Origin of the sequence: Flavobacterium sp. ABG (genome assembly GCF_001027725.1) — a bacterium.
Classification (GTDB): domain Bacteria; phylum Bacteroidota; class Bacteroidia; order Flavobacteriales; family Flavobacteriaceae; genus Flavobacterium; species Flavobacterium cupriresistens.
In genome coordinates, this window is record NZ_LEKS01000015.1 from 124450 (window position 1) to 143911 (window position 19462).

The 19462-nt window shown below is 33.8% G+C and carries 16 protein-coding genes; 4 read left to right on the plus strand and 12 right to left on the minus strand.

Annotation, left to right across the window (positions count from 1 at the left end; genetic code table 11):
• The first annotated feature begins 2 nt into the window (after window positions 1-2).
• Complete coding sequence (locus AB674_RS15620) at window positions 3-1097, plus strand: NAD(P)/FAD-dependent oxidoreductase (protein ID WP_047778085.1); 1095 nt, start codon at window positions 3-5, stop codon at window positions 1095-1097.
• Between the two features lie 1095 nt (window positions 1098-2192).
• On the opposite strand, the gene AB674_RS22865 is transcribed toward AB674_RS15620, so the two are convergent.
• Together AB674_RS22865 and AB674_RS15630 are read right to left on the minus strand one after the other, a co-directional pair.
• The gene (locus AB674_RS22865; RefSeq protein WP_047778091.1) at window positions 2193-2414 is read right to left on the minus strand and encodes a tetratricopeptide repeat protein; all 222 of its coding nucleotides are present in this window, start codon (window positions 2412-2414) and stop codon (window positions 2193-2195) included.
• 24 nt (window positions 2415-2438) lie between these two features.
• Window positions 2439-3671, minus strand: a complete 1233-nt coding sequence (locus AB674_RS15630) for a serine hydrolase domain-containing protein (protein ID WP_165579386.1) — start codon at window positions 3669-3671, stop codon at window positions 2439-2441.
• Between the two features lie 427 nt (window positions 3672-4098).
• Between AB674_RS15630 and AB674_RS15635 the strand changes: the two genes are divergently transcribed.
• Together AB674_RS15635 and AB674_RS15640 are read left to right on the plus strand one after the other, a co-directional pair.
• Window positions 4099-4539, plus strand: coding sequence for a MarR family winged helix-turn-helix transcriptional regulator (locus AB674_RS15635; protein WP_047778094.1), 441 nt, complete (start codon window positions 4099-4101; stop codon window positions 4537-4539).
• A 1-nt stretch (window position 4540) separates the two neighbouring features.
• The gene (locus AB674_RS15640) at window positions 4541-5872 is read left to right on the plus strand and encodes a S41 family peptidase (protein ID WP_047778097.1); all 1332 of its coding nucleotides are present in this window, start codon (window positions 4541-4543) and stop codon (window positions 5870-5872) included.
• 170 nt (window positions 5873-6042) lie between these two features.
• Here AB674_RS15640 and AB674_RS15650 read toward each other — a convergent pair whose 3' ends face one another.
• The 6 genes from AB674_RS15650 to AB674_RS15675 form a co-directional block, all read right to left on the minus strand.
• A complete protein-coding gene (locus AB674_RS15650; RefSeq protein WP_047778101.1) occupies window positions 6043-7017 on the minus strand; it encodes a hypothetical protein in 975 nt (324 codons plus the stop codon).
• 11 nt (window positions 7018-7028) lie between these two features.
• Entirely contained in the window at window positions 7029-7826 is a 798-nt protein-coding gene (locus AB674_RS15655; RefSeq protein ID WP_047778103.1) for an esterase/lipase family protein, read from the minus strand.
• Window positions 7827-8139: 313 nt separating this feature from the next.
• On the minus strand, window positions 8140-9834 hold the full coding sequence (locus AB674_RS15660; protein ID WP_047778106.1) for a S8 family serine peptidase: 1695 nt from the start codon (window positions 9832-9834) through the stop codon (window positions 8140-8142).
• A gap of 1 nt (window position 9835) precedes the next feature.
• A complete protein-coding gene (locus AB674_RS15665) occupies window positions 9836-10294 on the minus strand; it encodes an RNA methyltransferase (protein WP_047778108.1) in 459 nt (152 codons plus the stop codon).
• A 360-nt stretch (window positions 10295-10654) separates the two neighbouring features.
• Entirely contained in the window at window positions 10655-12202 is a 1548-nt protein-coding gene (locus AB674_RS15670; protein WP_053004297.1) for an alkaline phosphatase family protein, read from the minus strand.
• 382 nt (window positions 12203-12584) lie between these two features.
• Window positions 12585-13550 (minus strand): YheT family hydrolase, encoded by a 966-nt coding sequence (locus tag AB674_RS15675; RefSeq protein ID WP_047778110.1) that lies wholly within the window; start codon window positions 13548-13550, stop codon window positions 12585-12587.
• Window positions 13551-14006: 456 nt separating this feature from the next.
• Between AB674_RS15675 and AB674_RS15680 the strand changes: the two genes are divergently transcribed.
• Window positions 14007-15614 carry a class I SAM-dependent methyltransferase gene (locus AB674_RS15680; protein WP_047778112.1) on the plus strand — a complete coding sequence of 536 codons (1608 nt, stop codon included), beginning with the start codon at window positions 14007-14009 and terminating at the stop codon, window positions 15612-15614.
• Window positions 15615-15686: 72 nt separating this feature from the next.
• Here AB674_RS15680 and AB674_RS15685 read toward each other — a convergent pair whose 3' ends face one another.
• The 4 genes from AB674_RS15685 to AB674_RS15700 all read right to left on the minus strand — a co-directional run bounded on the left by AB674_RS15685 (window position 15687) and on the right by AB674_RS15700 (window position 18947).
• Window positions 15687-16166 (minus strand): DUF1203 domain-containing protein, encoded by a 480-nt coding sequence (locus AB674_RS15685; RefSeq protein WP_047778114.1) that lies wholly within the window; start codon window positions 16164-16166, stop codon window positions 15687-15689.
• Between the two features lie 183 nt (window positions 16167-16349).
• Complete coding sequence (locus AB674_RS15690) at window positions 16350-17402, minus strand: META domain-containing protein (RefSeq protein WP_240478097.1); 1053 nt, start codon at window positions 17400-17402, stop codon at window positions 16350-16352.
• 269 nt (window positions 17403-17671) lie between these two features.
• Window positions 17672-18094 carry a DUF1801 domain-containing protein gene (locus AB674_RS15695; protein ID WP_047778117.1) on the minus strand — a complete coding sequence of 141 codons (423 nt, stop codon included), beginning with the start codon at window positions 18092-18094 and terminating at the stop codon, window positions 17672-17674.
• A 103-nt stretch (window positions 18095-18197) separates the two neighbouring features.
• Window positions 18198-18947 carry a DUF1223 domain-containing protein gene (locus tag AB674_RS15700; RefSeq protein ID WP_053004298.1) on the minus strand — a complete coding sequence of 250 codons (750 nt, stop codon included), beginning with the start codon at window positions 18945-18947 and terminating at the stop codon, window positions 18198-18200.
• Window positions 18948-19462: the final 515 nt, after the last annotated feature.

The window sequence follows — 19462 nt, forward strand, 5'->3', positions numbered from 1 at the left end:
ATTTGGCGACAGAAAAAACAGATATATTAATTATAGGTGGTGGCATTGCAGGTTGCATTGCCGCCATTTCTTTAATAGATACTTATCAGGTAACATTAGTTGATAAGCTTCATGAACCTACTGAACGGATTGGAGAATCTTTAGCTCCTGCTTCGCAACGCATTTTAAAGCAATTGAATTTATTGGAGGGTTTGGAAAACCAAGTAGGCACTTTGTATCAAAAAAACGTAGGAATGCAGTCTTATTGGGGAAGTAATCAAGTATATCTTGTGGATGATTTAAGAAATCCTGATGGTTTTGTTAAAAATTTGGATCGACAAGCTTTTGAAACCTATTTAAGAAAAGTTGCAGAAGCCAGAGGAGTTCATTGCTTGTGGGGTTCCAAACTGCATAGTAGTTCTTATGAAGATTCTCGTTGGCAAGTACAACTAAGAGCTGATGATACCTCTTTATCAACTTCTACAATTTCAGCCTCTTTTGTTATTGATACCAGTGGGCGTCAATCACATTTTGCAAAGAGCTTGGGCATTAAACGACAAGTGGAAGATAAATTGGTTGCTTGTTGGGTTACTTTACCTAATAGCAGAACAAATACCATGAGTACCATTTCAGCTAGTGAAAACGGATGGTGGTATAGTGCTGTTGTTCCTAATGACAAAAGGGTGGTGGCTTTTCATACCGATGCTGATTTAGTGGCTAAAAACGAACTTAAAACTACTACCTCATTTTTGGAATTGGCAAAAGAAAATCCGGTTATTTTATCTTTACTAAACGAACATGAAAATGCTATTGCTTTTAAAGGTACAGTTGCCGCTAATTCTACTAAATTAGAACAAGTAGCGGGGCAACAATGGGTAGCTTTAGGTGATGCAGCACTAAGTTTTGACCCCTTATCTTCGCAAGGCATGTACAATGCAATGGCTAGTGCCATGCAATTGCAAAATTTATTAGTAAAGTATGGATTTACTGAAACACTACAAAAAATACATACCGAACAAACGGAACATATTTGGCGCCATTACCTAAAACACAAAAGTATTTTTTACCAAGCGGAAACCAGGTGGAAAACAGCTGCTTTTTGGGAGAGACGATTGTAATGGTTACCGTTAGAGTGGGGTTTATATTAATGCAAACTGCAGTTTTATAAACAGTACGACCTGGATCAAGTGAGCAAAGAATTCTAAAAGCGTAAAATTATTAAGTCCGTTGTTATTTTTGTTAAGGTTTTGTCTCGTTCTCCGAAGAGTTCTTATGAAAAGCTCCGCAAATATCTCTGACTTTGCGCAATTTTTTTTTATCTGTTATAAAAACATTAGGTCCTCAAAAGTCTCCTGACTATTACGATTATGTTCTAAATAATAAAACATAAGACGTTAATAACAATAATTAGAATGGATACAAATTAATGGTTATCTAAAAGTAGTATCAAAATGATAAGGTTTTATCATTTTGATACACCAAGGCTTAAATACGCTCTATACAATTTGAGTTAGTAGTAAAACAGCAATAAAAAAAATGATACTAAACACCATTACATTTATAGCCTTTTCTTTGCGCTGCATCGACTTATTGGACATATAATCCTTTGTAATTTCCCTGCTTCTTGTTTTATTTTTTTTCATATCGTATGTGAGTGTGTGTTTGATTGCGTCAGAAAAAACACAAAGCCTATGCCAAAAAAAAGTACGCTTAATTTGGAGATCCTACCTAAAATGGAAAGGAATATTTTGCGCAAAGCCACCAGTATTCTCTTAGGTAAGGCACGGCTTAAATTTAAATTTATAAAACCGCAAAGGAGGAGATAATTTGTTCTGAATTATAACTTGTTTACACCTAAATAGCTGTAAGCACTAGATTGTTATTTTCTGCATCGGGGCGCTGTATTGCTCTGTAACAGCAAGCAATACCAGTATCTTTAAGATCGCTTAAACCCAATGCCATTAAGTTAAGGATTGTTAAAAAAAAGTCACATGCAGATTTTAGCGGAGTCAAATAAAAAAACCGCAGAATCCGCAGAATCTGCGTGAAAAATTCTCTTAACTTAATGACATTGGGCTTAAACCAACAGACCAATCATTGACAAATCGCCACTCACTTTCCATTCAGACCGAGGTATACGATACGCTTGTGGGGAATTTGTTACTATATTAAGTACTTGAAAATTAATTACCACTAAACTTCATATTCGTTACTTACAGTAATTCTTTTAATACTTTTTTACCATTTTCATTATCCGGATTTAATTCAACCGATTTTTGATACATCTTAATCGCATCATTTTTTTTACCACATTGGAGCAATGCCTCCCCATAGCTATCATATATATTTGAGCTATTTGGAAAAATTAATGCCGCTGAAGCGAATGTTAGCAAAGAATTGTCTGTTTTTTGAAGTCTAAGAAATTGATATCCCAATCTATTAAAATCTCTTTCTGTTGCTTAGTAAGTGTCTGGATTTTTTAAATATTCTTCGATTAACTGATTTGCTTTTTCTTTATTCCCACTTTCAAGCAAACTGCCGTAGACTCTCGAGAGATTCTGTATTGGCATTTTATAAGGTTTCTTTTCTATTAATTTCAAAACTTCATTGGCTGTCACAAAAACAGGATTTGCTGTATTAGACAGCAAAATAACCGTGTTATTTTTAGTAATGTTATGCATCAAAATTGAAGTAAGCCCGGTAATGAGTCCATCATGAAAAACTATTTTTTCATTAGTGTCATTAGTGTAGATTTGCCATCCCAAACCATAGGCTATCTCTTTTTCGTCAAAACGATAAGAAGCAATTTTTCCATTATTAAGCTTTGTCGGCGTCAGTGCTTCTTCTAATTCTTTCTTTCCTAAAAGCTGGTAGCTAAATAATGCTTTTTGGTACTTATGTAAATCCAGAGCGGTACTTACAATACTTCCACCTCCATAAAAATTGCTTTTCTCATAGATTAAAAAAGTTTCTTTTAAGGTTTGAACATTCACTACGTCCGTAGAATAAAAGTTTGGATAAGTGTACAATTCTACTTGATTTGGTTCTTTAAGCTTTCTATTTTTTGGGAGAAATGAATCTTTCATTTTAGCAGGAATGAAAACATTTTTTAGCATATAATCTCCAAAACTAATTCTGGCTATTTTTTCTACTATTAATGCCGCAAGACAGAAATTAACATTATTATATTCCCATTTGTCTCCTGGAGCAAACGAAAGTGGTACTTTATTATCAATTAATGCCGGTATAATGTCTTCATTAGAAAAAATTCTTTCCGGATTTTCTTTTATTTCCTTATCAAATAGATGATATTCTTGCCCCAATCCGGAAGTATTGCTTATCAGATGCCTGATACTGACATTTGGATAAGGAAAATTCAGAAGATATTTTTGCACTGCATCATCAATGTTCAATTTACCTTTTTGTTTAAGCTGCAGTATTGCTACCGCAGTAAACGTTTTTGATACCGATGCAATTGGAAATTGCGATTTTTCATTGATCTTTTCTTTCTTATCGATATTGGAATATCCATAAAAATTTGAAAAAGTATTTTCTCCTGATTTGGAAACTAAAACACTGCCGTAAAAAAGATCATTTTTAGCAAGCGTTGAAAAGAAATCTTTTATCTCTTGTCCTGAAATAGTACTTGTAAAAAGTAAAGCTGTAAAGTAAAGAAATATTTGTTTTTTCATTTTTGATTGATTGATTGATTGATTGATTGATTGATTGATTGATTTTAAACGAAAATAATAAAATATTATTACTACAATCGTTTTTCCGGATTTATATCCCAGTTGTTTTGCAGAAAGCTTCTTCAAATCATACCAAAATGGATTAATCTTGTCACAAGAAATTCTTGCGTTAATGTACGCTAAGACACTCACCAGGGACATACACAGCGTCTGTCATGATAGACATTCGTAGCGAAGAGTTATTGATAATTAAAAAATACTTCTTTGGCCAGCAGTGTATTGAAGGGAATTTACAACATAAAATCAACCCAAATATTCCTTTAAAATGCTTCTTTTTTAACTACCCAAAAATCAATTACAAAATAAATTTTAAATTTATGTTTATTTAATTGATATATCAATTATATTTGTATCAAACAAAATAGAGATGAAAAACAATACCCCAACAGGAACAGTACTTTATTCGCTGGAACAAGCCATAAAAGAATACAGAAAAATTTCGCAAAAAAACATCAGCAAAATTGTAACCGATATAACTGTTGATCAATGTTTAGTGCTAATAATCCTCAATAAAAATTCTGATTATTCTCAAAAAGAAATCGCTAATCTTATTTTTAAAGACAATGCCTCCATTACAAGAATAATTGAATTAATGGTGAAAAAAGACTATCTAAAAAGGGAAATAAATGAATTTGACAGAAGGAAATTTAATCTCAAAATAACTGAAAAAGGACAAAATACCATAGAGTTACTATCCCCTGTTATAGCACATAATAGAGAGACTGCTCTAAATGGATTAACTAATAATGAAATTGAGTTCCTTGACAAAATCCTCAATAAAATAATCTCCAATTGTAAAACCAGCTAAAATGAAACGTATCATCACTTTATTGCTATTAGCGCTAACAACTTCTTTTTATTCACAAAAAATAATAGCTCCCCGACCAGAAGTTAATCTTACTGAATTAGAAAAAAAAGATATTTTAGACTCGCTAAACAAAAAGCTTATAGAATTTTATATACGCCCTAACGCGGTACAAAATATAAAAACAAAGTTGAGTGAAAACTATAAAAAAGGCAAGTATAGTAAAAGTTCTAATCCAAAAGAATTTGCCTCCATGCTCACAACAGATATTGTAGATATTAGCAAAGATTTGCATTTTAATGTAATTTATGATCCGCAATGGATAAATGATCAATTGAAAAGCAAAGATGATCTTTTGCGAAAAAAAATTAGAGCTCAAGAACTTACAGAGGCGAAAAAAAAGAATTTTGGTTTTCAACAAACACGAATATTGGAAGGAAATGTGGGCTATCTGGAATTTACCTATTTTCACGATCCGGTTGAAGCAAGTGAAGTAGCGACAACCGCGTTACAGTTTTTAAGCAACACGGATGCTTTAATTATAGATTTACGCAAAAATAATGGTGGAGCAATGGAGATGGGGCAATTTATCAGCAGTTATTTGTTTTACAATAAAGATTTACCGCTCTATAAATATTATTATTACGAAAGTGGGAGAAAAAAAATAGATCGAGAAATGTGGTTGTTACCTTCTGTTCCCGGCAAACGATTAGATGAAATTGACATCTATATTTTGACAAGTGGCGTAACTTTTTCCGCTGCTGAATGGATGAGTTATTCTCTTCAAAACCTAAAACGTGTCACTATTGTTGGAGAGCAGACAGCTGGTGGCGCCCATCCGATTGATCGAAAAATAATAACAAACGGCTTTTCTGTAAACATACCTTTTGGAGAAGTAACAGACCCTATTACAAAAACAGATTTTGAGGGTCGCGGCGTCACTCCGGATGTACTATGTAAAAGTGAAGATGCTGTGAATGTAGCTCATCTTTTAGCCTTACAAAAATTATCATCGAAAAATAAAGATTCATTACACCCTATTGATTGGATTATTCCGGTTGTTAAAAACAGACAAAAGCCAGCGATTATAGATCCCGAAATTCTAAAATCATATCAAGGAAAATATCGGAAAAGTGAACTGGTCTATGAGAATTCCAATTTGTATTATAAATGGAATAATACAGTTAGCTTTTTGCTTACTCCTTTAGAACAAAATTTGTTTCTGGTAAATGGACTGGATGAATTTCGTATAAAAATAATTTTAGAAAAAAATTCCATCTCTGGAATTGCAAGGATTTATCAAGATGGACATGAGCGAACGTATTCAAAAGAATAATGTCGGTAACCTTAATGCTATAAATACTAATAATAAACCTCTTAATTTTATAAGACGTTTATTGTTAGTAGTATTATTTATATCAAAAATTGCACAAGATAACACTATAGCATTGTCTAAAATTTGCGATAACTTCATGCAACAAATATTGAACAACGAAACAATAATCTTTAAGATTCTTTAAAATAGTCTTCCATCGCTAAACTCCAATTTTCATTTAAAATATAAGTAATGTCATCTTTAGCGTCACATATTTCTTTTATTGAAAAGTCCATTAATTCTTTATAATTAAAATCTTCTGGTACATTTTGATTGTATAGCCCTTCGACCATTTCTTTAAAAAGCAATTCGTTGTTCATCGTTTTTTCAAGATTAAAGAACGCAATATCAAAGAAAGACTTCATTTTCATTTGTAATCGGTTGAAATAATATTCATGATACAACCAAATGGCAGATTGAAGAATAGGAAAGTCATCAGCGCTTTCCATTAATGTCCTTAACTGACTTATAAAAGAGGTATATTTAATAAAACCCCAAACGCCTTGTGCTAAAGCGGATTTATCCTTTGATGTAATTATTTGACTTAATTTTTCGAATGATTTTAAACTTTTAATAACATCCGAAATATCGTATTCACCATAACTAACGTAATCTAGCATTGCCAAAAAAACGTCAACATCATCATCATTTTTTAAGAATCTGTTTAAACTGATATATTCATTAAAAATTCGTAAACTTTCCTCATTTGTTTCTCCATTATATTCCATTTCATTTAACGAAAATTCGCAAGTATATCCAGCTAATTTATAAGGATAGTTTATTCTGTAGTACTCCACTACAGCTTCATAAGACATTATTTTATTAATTTCTTGTCTTAGGTCATTATTGAATTTTCGAGGTATAAATCCAGCGAATACGGCAATTAATAAAAAGTTATAATACCCTATTAACTCATCCGTCCAAAATCGTTGTTGAAGTTCAAGTCCGTAATAACTTCTTTTTTTATGATCATCCAGTAAAGCATATAAGTCAATCTTTCTATTTTCTAGAATTAACTGATTTATCAATTCAAATCCTTGCGACGGCATCTTTTTTTCATAAAATTCGGCCTTTAAAGAATCGTAATTTCTGTCTGTATTTTCCATAAATACTTAGTTTAGATGATAGACTTAAGCAAGTCCAATGGTTCTATAAAACCACTTTTAGGTTTACAAACAGAGACATGACTTGTCTCTGCTAAAACAATCGGAGCTATATCATTAAGATAAGGAATATTTCTGACTACTTTATCTCCCTTAGCATAGACAACTAATTTTGCTTTAGTACAATCGCCTTTATTTTGATTTTGAAATTCGTGAGTCCGTTCCTTTATGTAATGTATAATACCTTCCTCAGTATTATCTAAATCATTAAGAATTGGATATCTTAGTTTAGCAAAAATCCCAAGTAATCCGGTTAAACCAGGTAAAGCTTGCATTGCCAAGTTAATAATGTTTGCTCCATGATGAGCCGGTGCAAACAATGCTAAAGTAACTTTATCAGCCCATGTCTTATTCTCATTGATCGCAAATATTAAAGCTTGTCTTGTCAAAATTGCTCCGAGAGAATGAGCCACTAAAATAATCCCACTATAGTTTCTTTCAGGCAATCCTTGTGCAATGGGCAAAATATGGTTGGCTACTGGATTTTCGACAAGATTTAAAAATTTGAAAAGTTCTCCGGAATGATCACCGGCTTGCCCTTTAAAAGTATCGTATCCGTAAAAAATAATATCAGATTTTGCAAACTCTTCTTCTGATGTAATATAAGTTGGGAAATTATTCCATGTTCCTATAGAAGTGCCACCAAAACCATGAATAAACACAATTAGATTTTTAGGCTCATTATAACTGAAAAAACCTTGCGAATTTAATCCGTGTTTTTGAATTCCAATACTAATAGTATGATTTGACATTTTCTAATTTTAAAGTTATTAGTAAAAGCTACTGATTTTCAATTCATTTCATATAAGTTTAGAAAAGTATTGAAAATTAAAAAAATATTCAAAAACGCGTTTTTCAACCTGTAGTATTAATATAAAACAATAGAGTTTTAACAACTATCTGAGAATTTATAGTGAATATATTTTATAGCTTGGAAATATTTAAAAGTAAAAAATAAATTACATATACTGCACAAGTATAAATACCCTTTTCTTTATTTTAAAAATTCTTATTTACTGCTAAATAACTCGAGAGTTCGCTCAAAAATCTAATTCAAAATTTACTTTATTTACTTACTTTTTTAGCTAATTCCATAGCATTATATACATTTAAAACTTTTCCTGTTTTTGATAGCTCAGAGAATGGTGCTTTTTTGTCGTTTGTTCCCGGAACAATAACATTTATATCATATGCCGTACCTGAATCTAAAATAATTTGTTTAACCTCTTTTACAGTAAGTTTAGGGTAATAGGACCAAATCAATGCAGCGGTTCCACAAACCATCGGGGCTGCAAATGAAGTCCCTGATTCAAATTTATAGATGTTTCCTGCTCCGGTGGTGTAAATTTCATCGCCAGGTGCAAATAAGTCTACATTCTGCTTACCATAATTTGAAAAATCAGATACAAATTTATCCCCTAATTGTTGAGTCGTTGAACCTACATTAATAAAATTGTCATAGATCTCCACGGTATCATCATTATTAAGGTCATTGGGGTAGTTAAGGAAATTATCTAAATTTTGGCTATCATTCCCAGAACTATGCACAAGAAGAACATTATGATCCTGGGCATATTTAAAAGCATCTATTACCCAATCTTTATGCATAGAAAACTCCTTGCCAAAAGACATGTTAATTATTTTAGCTCCATTATCTACAGCATACCGGATTGCCATGGTAATATCTTTGTCATGTTCATCACCAGATGGGGAAATGTTTAAAGGCATAATTTTCACATCAGCAATTCCTTTTATGCCAATAGCATTACTCCTATTTGCTGCAATAATACCGGATACCATCGTATTATGATCCTGAATAGTTCTTACACCCTTTATAGTATTGCTGATCTTATTATTACCGTATCCTTTTTCTAAAACCGTTGGATTGTCCCCAATAGGAAGTCGTTCATTGTATGCTAAATTTAAATTTTTATTAACTACAGAATCTAATTGAACTTCTTGATCTTTTACATCATCAAAAGTTTTTTGATTAACATCAAGGTGAACCATCATATAAAATACAAGTGCGCCAAGATCTTTGTCATCATCATCTCGCATCTGGCGGTACTTTTTATTATTAATTTTGTATTTATTGTACAAGCTGTCCAATTGCTGATAAGTATAATCTTCTTTAGGAAAAAAATGTTTTAAAGTATCTTTTACCAAGGGATAAATTGCTACACCATGTATTAAAGACTTGTGCCAATTTTTATAATACTTATTTTTTTCCTCAAATGTTTTTAACGCTCTTTGGTATACTTTAAACTTGTACAAATCTTTAGCTTCGATTTGGGTTTCTTTTTTATCCTTAAATAATGTTTCCCATTCATTGACTATACGTACATATTCATATCGGTTCCATACCACGTAACCTCCACTTTTGGTACCTGTAAAACTCCAGCCGTTGCAATCGTCTATATATCCGTTGTTATCATCATCGATACCATTATCTGCGATCTCTTTTGAATTTGTCCAAATTACGCCTTGTAAATCTTCATGTTTTAAATCAATTTGGGTATCAATAACTGCAACAATAATGTTATTATTTTTTGGCTTCTTTTTATTTTGTGCATACCATTTATCCAAAGAAATTCCAGGTATATTATCCTTTTGAAAATCCTTTTTATACCATGTTTTTTGATCTGGAATAGCGAGTTGTTTTTCTGTATCTGGTTTTAGAGTAGTAATTTTTGAATACTTCGTTGATTTACATCCTATTAGGATTACTATAAATAATGATAAGATACAAAGTGCTTTCATTTTAAGATCGCGGTTTAGACAAGTTTCTGTCGTACATAATAATAGTTCCTGCCACGGCCACATTTAAACTTTTTTCGGATTTAAATTTCACTAAATAATGGCATTTATCCATTACTTTTTTGGATAAGCCATGATCTTCTGCTCCCAATAAATAAACACAACGCCTTGGATGTTCGAAGGTTTCTAAATCGCAGGCATTTTCATCTAATTCAACACCAACCAATCGCGCTCCTTTTGGTAAATTTTCAAAAAAAGCTTCAAAAGTATCATAATGAAAATAAGGAATTGCTTTTACCGCATCATGAGTATCGCAGGCTTGTTTGGCATATCGATTCCCGATGGTAAATATAAAAGTAGCACCTAAGTTTTGAGCAGATCGCCACAAAACACCCAAATTTTCAGGAGTTTTACCATTTTGTATCCCTATCCCAAAATATTCATTTATAAAGTTATCATTCATAAGGGCAAAAATACAAACTGTAAGTAGATAAATCAATTTTTTATTAAGTTGAAACGAAAGTCTGGGATTGGTAATTCGGTATTGCAATTTTAGGAGATATCTATTAGCGAAAATAAATCCAATGAAAGTTAATGATGCGGCTTTTCGTTTAGAAACTTTTTTTTGCAGGTAAGGCCGAGTCAATTATGATTGACCAGATGCAAACCAGAAATGAATAATTGCTAAATATTAGCCTAGATAAAAAGCCGTAAATCTAAAATTTCTATACCCCTCTTCCCTCATAAATTCTCGATAAATAAAGGAAAAATACTTATTGCACTATAAAATAACAGCAAAATCACTCTATCCCACCTTACACCATCAAAACCTTTTAATAAACTCCATCATATCACCAATTGTTTGTATATCTTCTTTTTGGGTGTTTCCTAGCCCTCTAATCTTTTCAATGTGCAGCAGACTCGTTAACATTGCTTTTTGTAAACCGTTTAACGGATCTTTGCTTGTGTCGGGCTCAGGAAGTAGTTCTTCCAGACTTATGTGGGAAGGGATATCGGGCCAATCCGTTCTTTTTTGATTCGAAAAAACCTCTGTAAATGGCAAAACACTAGGATCTTTATCTCTGTCGGTTAACGCATCCAGTCCCCATTTCTGACAAGCTGTTTTTATGAATGAGGTGTGCTCAAACTGTCCGTTGATAATCGTATTTGGTTGGATATACGAGGATACCATTATCATAGGAACTCGAATGCCCAGACGGTCAAAAGTGAAATCACACTGCCCTTTCATACCGGGAACAGGTGGTACTGTTGCAGGCGGATATACATGGTCAAAACAGCCACCATGTTCATCATGAGTGATGATAAAAAGTATTTTATCTCGCTTTGGACTATTTTTGATGGCATTGTACACTTCGCGAATCAGTTCATCTCCTAATTTTACAGTTCCAGTAGCTAATTTGTGATTCACTGCAGACGGATGTTGATCATTGTGTTTGTCAAGAAATTGAGGCTCCACGAACGAATATTGCGGAAGACTTCCAAATTTCAAATCAAAGAAAAAATCAAGATGTCCGTGTGTTTTGTCTTTTCCGTCTCCAAATCCATTGACAATATTGGTGAGGCTCAGAGGCGCAATAGGCGAATAAACTTTCCATGAAACATCCTTGTCATTCATGCGGTCAAAAATGGTGGGAAGAGGCCAAACCTCTTTTATCCACGAATCCATATCGCTGAAATCGCCATCAATACCGGGAAAACCGGTTCCGTCTTCCTCAAGCGGATTAACCACTTTGCCCCCCGAACTGGCTGCATGCCAAAACGCCCGATTGCAATAGGTTTGACTGGGCACCGCACAATACCAATGATCAAAAACTGCAAATTCCTTAGCCAAAGTAGCCATTGCGGGAATTTGGTCCGGCTGAAAACACTGCATGATTACCTCATACTGTTCGTAACTTGGGTCATCAATACCATAAGTAGCTCTAAGATTACTTTCATAATCGTTAACAAATCCGATCATCCCTCCAGGTGTGGGTACAGGAGTAGGCAGGTTGTAAGGTGGTGTCATTTTATACTCCGGCAAACCAACATTGCAAAGCGGGTCAATCGTATTAAAAAGTTGTGTATTTACATGCGGATATTCTTCACCCGGATCGGGATAAGGCACCGAATAGTTCATAGCGCGTGAAGGGGAAATACTCGTCTCTCCTGAGTTATTGATAACTCTTGGAGGAATAGGGTTCGCATAGTCAACTGCGGGATTGTAAAGCCCTTCAAACGACTTATTCGCTGGTACTTCATCATTTTCATAGAGGAAGCCTAAAAGATTATCGAAAGAACGATTTTCGAGCATCAAAACTACAATGTGGTCAAAAGTATCCAGACCGTCAAATTGGTTTTCGTTTTCCATTTTTAACTGTTTTACATTACAACTTAACTGTAAATTAAAATAATTAAAATCAAAGTTGTACACGTAGTTTTACGTGTTTATGAAGCGTATTTTACAACTGTTAAAAAAACCAATAAATACTGTGCTCCTATTCAGAATCCAGTCCAAAAGTTTTAGGTCTTTATGAAAAGTCTTTCTTTGAGGTTGGGAATGGCTCTCGCAAAGTCGCGAAGTCGCCAAGTTTTATTTGTTTTGCTGATTGCTAGAAGCAATTTTCAGGAGCAAAGGATTAAAGATAAAAAAGAAGAAAAGAGGAAAAGAAGAAAAGAAACTTTGCGACTTCGCGACTTTGCGAGATTATTACGCACCCACAACCTTTGGATTTGATCCCAGCTTTAAGAAACTATGAAGCCTTACAGGATTCAAAAAACTCATACGCTCTTTTTTCTGCATAGGAATACATCGAATTGCGCAGTGGAAAAGCGCAATGTCCACCATATTTTGGGGTTTCCAAATACACATAAGCACTGTCACCCGCTATTGTTCTCGGATAACATCTTTCTCCTAAAAAAGGATCGTCAAGCGAATTAATAATGAGCACCGGAGTGGTAATATTTTTAAGCGAAAATTCCGGAGAAACACGCTGATAATAATCGTCCCGACTTGCAAAACCATGCAGCGGTGCTGTAAAATAATGGTCGACTTCGTCAAAAGAAGAAATTTTATCAATCTGATCGCGGTTTATAAAATCCGGAAATTGTGCTGCTTTGTGCTTTAGCTTTCGTTTAATATCAATTGTAAAATTCTTTAAGTAAACTCTGTTAAACCCTTTTTTGAGTTCTGCTGCACTTGTTGCGATATGCGTTGGAACTGAAATGGAGACTGCCGCTTTTATGCGTTCATCCATTTTTATCCAGCCCAAATAATTCAAAAGCTGCACCCCTCCCATTGAGTATCCGATTAAATATACCTCTTCAAAGCCTTTTCGTAAAACAAACTGCACTACTTCATCAAGGTCATCCACAGCACCGTGATGATACAGTCTCGGAAGCCGGTTCATTTCACCCCCACAAGTACGATTGTTCCAAGCGAAAACGGAGAAATCTTTCTCCTGAAAATAAGCTGCACAGCTATTATTGTACGTTCTTCGCGAATCTCCTTCTAAACCATGGCATAAAATCACTGCTTTTTTAGAATCCTTTAGAATGAAATCTATATTAATGAAATCGCCGTCGTTTAACTCCTGTTTTTCTCTTGTGTAGCCTGGAACATCAAATTTTTTAAACAAAGCAGCATAAATAGTAGAAATGTGCCTGTTGCGGTACATTATAAAAGGCAAACTATATTCTGATTGTTCAATAATTGGCATACTAAAGAAGTTTTTATGGTGCTTGATACAAATTTAAGAAATCAATCAACATGTCATTTGATACTGTCGTTTTTATTTCACTAAAACTCAAATATTTTCTATTAAAATTAATCAATCAGCATTTGAATAGCCCTCGGTTTTAATCAACGGTCGGATAGGATTGATTGTATAGGCTTTAACCAAAACCTTAACCGCGAAATTTTGGCTAAAGCCTTGTATCGATATCTTTTAAATCCGTTGATTAAAACCAACGGCTATTCAAAAAAACACAAAATAGAAGATTCAATAAAATAGTTTTCAAACTCAATACACTTTAATCATCTAGAGATGAATTACATAACAAAACATCCATCTATATAATTTAATAAAAACAAAAATTTGGCCGCATCAATTGTGACAATCCATGTCCTCAGTCAAAAAAATCACTATTTTTGAGTAAACCTTCATTCTTCTACTATGACCGATAAATCACAACTCCGTAGTTCTATATTCAGACATCTTGACGGCTTGGCTGTTGCCCCTGTTGCAATAGCATTGAAAAACAATGGAGTTTTAGATTTTATTCTGGACAAAAAGCAACTACAATTAGCACAGCTTACAACTGTTTTTAAAGCAAATGAAGGCTATCTGAATGTTGGTTTGAGGATTTTGGCTTCCCAAGGTTTTTTAGATTATGAAGTGAATAACAGTACTCAGGAAATTACGATTCTGACAAATGAAAAGACAGAAACAGCCTTTTCGATGTTTTACCTGTATGAAGATGTGGTTGATTTACTAAAATTTTCGATCCAGTTTCATCCGCGTGTCTTTGAGGATGAACCATTTGAAAAACTTAATGTTATTTTTGAAAAATACAAACAAAACTATGGGATTGAACAGGGCGAAGATTCGCTTGTAAACAGTATTCAAGACCAAATCTTAAAGCACATAGAAGGCTATCTGATTGGACCAACCATAGTTCGTTTAGCAATGAGCGGCATGTTTCATAAATATTTTATGGAGACTTCCTTCAAGCCGGAGGAATTTCATAAGTCTCCTGAAAAATTTAAAAAAATATTAGACTTTTTTGTGCATCTTGGATGGTTCCTGGAGAAAAATGGCAATTATCAATTTACAGAAGTGGGTTTGTTTTATGCTAAAAGAGCCAGTGCCTATGGGGTTACCGTTTCTTATCTGCCGACCTTTGCGAAAATTGAAGAATTGATTTTTGGCGATGCAACCGTTTTAAGAATGGTAACAGAGGGTGAAAATGAAATACATGTTGACCGTGAAATGAATGTATGGGGAAGCGGCGGTGCCCACGATACCTATTTTAAAGTTGTAGACGAGATTCTGGTTAAGCTTTTTAACCTGCCAATTGAAGAACAGCCTAAAGGAATACTGGATATGGGCTGTGGTAACGGTGCATTTTTGCAGCATATTTTTGAAGTCATTGACAGACAAACTTTGAGAGGAAAAATGCTTGATGAGTATCCGTTGTTTCTGGTTGGTGCCGATTATAACCAAGCGGCCTTGAAAGTAACCAGAGCCAATCTTATCAAAGCAGATATTTGGGCAAAGGTCATTTGGGGAGACATTGGACGCCCCGATTTGCTAGCCGAAGACTTGAAAGAACATTACAATATCGACCTGAAAGAATTGCTAAACGTGAGGACTTTCTTGGATCATAACCGAATTTGGGAAGAACCGAAACACATTAAATCAGACAGAATCAGTAAATCTACCGGTGCTTTTTCTTATCATGGAAAAAGAATCAGCAACAATCACATAGAAGATAATCTGTTGGAACATTTACAGAAATGGTCGCCTTACGTTCGTAAATTTGGTCTGCTTTTGATTGAATTGCATACCATAGATCCAAAACTTACCGCTCAAAATTTAGGAAAAACGCCCGCAACAGCTTATGATGCTACTCATGGTTTTTCCGACCAATACATTGTTGAAATCGATATCTTCAATGCCGTTGCCGCTGAAGCAGGATTATTTCCGGATCAATCCATTTTTAGTCGTTTTCCGGATGCTGATATCGCTACAGTGAGTATCAATTTACTAAAGGGAAACTGATGCTATTGATCAGACAATAGAAACTTATTAGGGGCATTTCAATACTATTATCGTTTGCAACTACAACTGATTTTATAATCGTTCAATTTTGCAAATAAAACAACAAGCTTCTGAATTTCTGGCGTGAAGAAACTCAATTTCTTTTTTATTTTCAAAAATTTCAGTAATTAAATCGTCTACATCGGCGTTTCCAACCAGCTTCGCGTATATCATTTTTTGCCCTTTGTTGTAACCTATTAATGTCAATGGGAAATTTTCTTTATCTGCTTTTATAGCGGGAGGAAAATTATAAATATCAGCATACGGTTCTACTTCCTTTTTTTGAATAAATATGGGACCGGGCTGATTGAAAATATTGTTAATCTGAAACGGACTGTGTTTCAAAACCAATCTTGTATCATTCCCGACATCAAATGGTTGTAATGAAATTCGACAAGGGCCTTTGCCGGTTGCTACTTCTTCATATACTTGGTTACCAAAATCATCTTTATAAGTTTGCCTGATTTTATTAGCGTATTCTGTCGTTAGAGGTATAATTTTAAAATTTTTCATTTTGTTTCAATTTACAAGTTTACTCCAAATTTAGTTTGCTTTTATTGCTCACAAAATCCGAAAGTTGCTAATTCTTAAATTAACAATTTTGTAGCATCGAAGAATACATTGACACTTCACCAGTATAAACAACAAAACCCGACAATTGCCGGGTTTTATTGTTATTTCTAGGTTGGAATCTATTTACTTCGCTACTCCAAACATCATTACTAACTTGTTATCAAGATAGAAATTAAGTGTTTGATCAGCTACATCAAAACGCAATTTTTTATCGTTTAGAAAAGATAGTATTTTTTGTTCTGTTTTATTCGCTTCTTCATTTAGGCAAGCCATTCTGGTAGATGCAATATTGCTAAACTGAATAGTGTTATCACTGCTAGCAGTATAACTTCCGAAAAAATTATTACAACCGCTATTTCCATTTACTTTCTTTTCGGCAATATTAAATTTAATTGAAGCTCTTCCATAATCTTGCCCAACATTTTCAAGGCTAATTAGTTTCCAGTCATTTTTACCAATATAACTCCAAAGATCATTTTGAGTAGGAATAGAAAATTCCATTATCGTTTTATTTTTTGAGTTCTTAAACTGAACAACATTTTTCTTCTTAACGATTTTGTATTTTTTATCTTTTATCGCGTCAAGAAAGTCTCTCTCTACTTTCATTGCAGCATCATTACAAGCCATTAAGGTTCCTGCCCCTGCACTAATTTGAATTCCGTTTTTAGAATTCAGTTTTTTGTATTTTGCATTAAAGTTATTGCATCCGCTTTTCCCACTAATCGTCTCGTTAGTTGGATCAATGGTCATATATACACTCTTTGAATTGATTGTTTTACCATTCAAACGCGTTAATATCATCTTGGTATTATAAATCCCATTAGCCTTTGTTACTGGTTTTGTCGAAACAATACTTTTTAATTTATAAAGATAAGAAGAAGCATCTGCCGGCACAATTCCTTGTCTTTTTGTTCTGATTACTATAATTTCGTATCGGTTACCCTTTTCGAAATTAAAGCCTTCGATATGATCATAAAAAAGCTCCCAATCCTTTCCATTATCATATTTCACTTCTAAACATTCCATCGGAGCTACACCCTGACAAGGCACTTTGTTTTCTTTGACAGTCATCTTGATTGTTTCCTGTCCATAGGTAAATGCTGACACTAACAATAGCATCATAAAAACGTACATCTTCTTAAATCTTTTCATCGTTTCAAATTTTGTAATACTCATAGGTATTTGATTATAAAATATTCAATTATAGGTGCAAAAGTATTGCTGATACCTACAATTGGGATTAAACTCGATCTGCTCTAAAAAAGCATATCGTTGGCTTCTTTGCATTAATCGTGCCATTACAAAAAATAAGCTTAAAAAAATTTTCATAAAAAGTAAACAAACTCGTTTATTGATTGACTATCAGAATACAGGGCAAAATAAATTTTTCGCTTCCCGTCAACCCAAAAACAGTTGGCAATGATGACACCAATGACGCGCCAAAATCAACTGTTCTGGCTTCCGTATCGTATAGCCGACTGAAGAATAGCAAGATCGATATCTTTTAGCGTTTTGAACTTAATGCAGTACCCCGTCACACTTGCTTTGCCTAGTTTTTCTCCAAAGGTTTTTGCCAGATAGGTTTTGTCTTTGATTCCTAAAATGTATACCGAAATTCCGGTTTTATTTGCGCTGATCCCAATTTGGAACCACTCTTTGGTTTTTCCATCAGCATATTCCATGACGAAAAATCCATATCCGATATTAGGGTTGGCTACAACCTTATTCTCACTGTTTTTACCGTCAAAAAACCATAGTTGACATCCCGGTAATACCTCCAGTGTGGCCCTGTGTAACTCTTCTATTTCACTTCGTTTTGGTTCCGGCAGACTGGCAATATATTCTTTGATTTGCTCTTCTACGTTCATATAAAATATACCATTAGTTGTTTCCTATAATATTCCTTCCAAGTTAATACGATCTGCAAAACGTGGGATCAGCTTGTAAATTATTTAATACCTGCTCTCCAAATTATTGGGTTATGATTTCTGTTTTTGCAGCAGTTAGTATCTTCAATGATTTCGAATCCTGAACAAATGCAATAATCTGGTATTCGGAAGCAGCTGCATTGCCATTCAAAACAAAATTTATGCTTCCTGATTTCAAATCAGAAGGAACTGTCTTAAAATCAGTTACTATATTGTAATTGGTGAGTGTCAGACCTGAATTCTCTCCTCTTTTTATTGCAGTGGACTCCTCTTTTTTTACTAAAGCAAAACAAATTTTATATTTCGTCGAAAGCGCTTTACAATCGTATTGAACCTGTATATTCGTAAGATTTTTTTTCGCTGTAATATTCAATTCAGCCAAAGGTTTCTGTTCCCGTGCTTCTTTAATTAGCCTTGTGATACTACTCTCCTGACTTCCTACAACTGATTCACTTCCGTTGATGATCAACTGCGGCGTATAAACTGAGGAATTTAATGTTGCTGCGTATTGTCTTTGTCTTTCTGAAAATTCTTTTTTGCTAAACGGATCTTTCCATCCAATATAGTTCCAATAATCTACATGAAATGACAACAGCATCATATCGGGATTGTTTGCCACAGCATATTTCCCCATTAATCTGTCGGCGGGCGGGCAGCTACTGCATCCCTGTGAGGTAAACAATTCTAAGACAACAAATGACTTAGACTCCTCTGCTTTTTTTTCTTTAAACGTAGAAAATCCCATCGAAATCAATAGTGCAATCGCTAAAAACAAATAAAAAATCTTTTTCATAACGTACAATTTTATAAGTCAAATGTACTTATAGTATGAAAATCTAATTGTCGTCCAGATTGCATTAATACTAAATATTTCACACTTCTTTTATTCAACACGAATATAAGCAATTAACTCGCTACTTAGTAAAATGCTATTACACATAGTAATAATACAGGTTTAGTGTTTTTTTTGCCACGAATTACGGATCAAGTTCGAAAGTTGTGGGGAAGTAAAAATCTCGCAGAGTCGCAAAATCGCAAAGTTTTAATGAAAAAACAGAAAAAACTTTGAGACTCTATACTATTTTTAGAAATCCAAAGCGAGAAAGTAGAAAACAGAAAGGTGGAGCTTAAAAATAGGAAAAAAACTTAGCGGCTTGGCGTCTTTGCGAGATCGTCAAAGCGAGAAGTTAGAAAATTAGATACTTAAAAAGCTCTGGTCAAAAAGTATATAATCTGCTACTTCTAATAAAAGAAATTTCTAAAAATTATTTCACAACTTTTTAACTTGATTCGAAATTACAGAACTAC

Coding starts and splice junctions, on each gene's coding strand:
- AB674_RS15635 (WP_047778094.1), top strand. CDS start 4,099: ATGAAAAACAATACCCCAACAGGAACAGTACTTTATTCGCTGGAACAA.
- AB674_RS15660 (WP_047778106.1), bottom strand. CDS start 9,834: ATGAAAGCACTTTGTATCTTATCATTATTTATAGTAATCCTAATAGGA.
- AB674_RS15690 (WP_240478097.1), bottom strand. CDS start 17,402: ATGAGTATTACAAAATTTGAAACGATGAAAAGATTTAAGAAGATGTAC.
- AB674_RS15675 (WP_047778110.1), bottom strand. CDS start 13,550: ATGCCAATTATTGAACAATCAGAATATAGTTTGCCTTTTATAATGTAC.
- AB674_RS15650 (WP_047778101.1), bottom strand. CDS start 7,017: ATGGAAAATACAGACAGAAATTACGATTCTTTAAAGGCCGAATTTTAT.
- AB674_RS15655 (WP_047778103.1), bottom strand. CDS start 7,826: ATGTCAAATCATACTATTAGTATTGGAATTCAAAAACACGGATTAAAT.
- AB674_RS15640 (WP_047778097.1), top strand. CDS start 4,541: ATGAAACGTATCATCACTTTATTGCTATTAGCGCTAACAACTTCTTTT.
- AB674_RS15630 (WP_165579386.1), bottom strand. CDS start 3,671: ATGAAAAAACAAATATTTCTTTACTTTACAGCTTTACTTTTTACAAGT.
- AB674_RS15665 (WP_047778108.1), bottom strand. CDS start 10,294: ATGAATGATAACTTTATAAATGAATATTTTGGGATAGGGATACAAAAT.
- AB674_RS15685 (WP_047778114.1), bottom strand. CDS start 16,166: ATGAAAAATTTTAAAATTATACCTCTAACGACAGAATACGCTAATAAA.
- AB674_RS15700 (WP_053004298.1), bottom strand. CDS start 18,947: ATGAAAAAGATTTTTTATTTGTTTTTAGCGATTGCACTATTGATTTCG.
- AB674_RS15680 (WP_047778112.1), top strand. CDS start 14,007: ATGACCGATAAATCACAACTCCGTAGTTCTATATTCAGACATCTTGAC.
- AB674_RS15695 (WP_047778117.1), bottom strand. CDS start 18,094: ATGAACGTAGAAGAGCAAATCAAAGAATATATTGCCAGTCTGCCGGAA.
- AB674_RS15670 (WP_053004297.1), bottom strand. CDS start 12,202: ATGGAAAACGAAAACCAATTTGACGGTCTGGATACTTTTGACCACATT.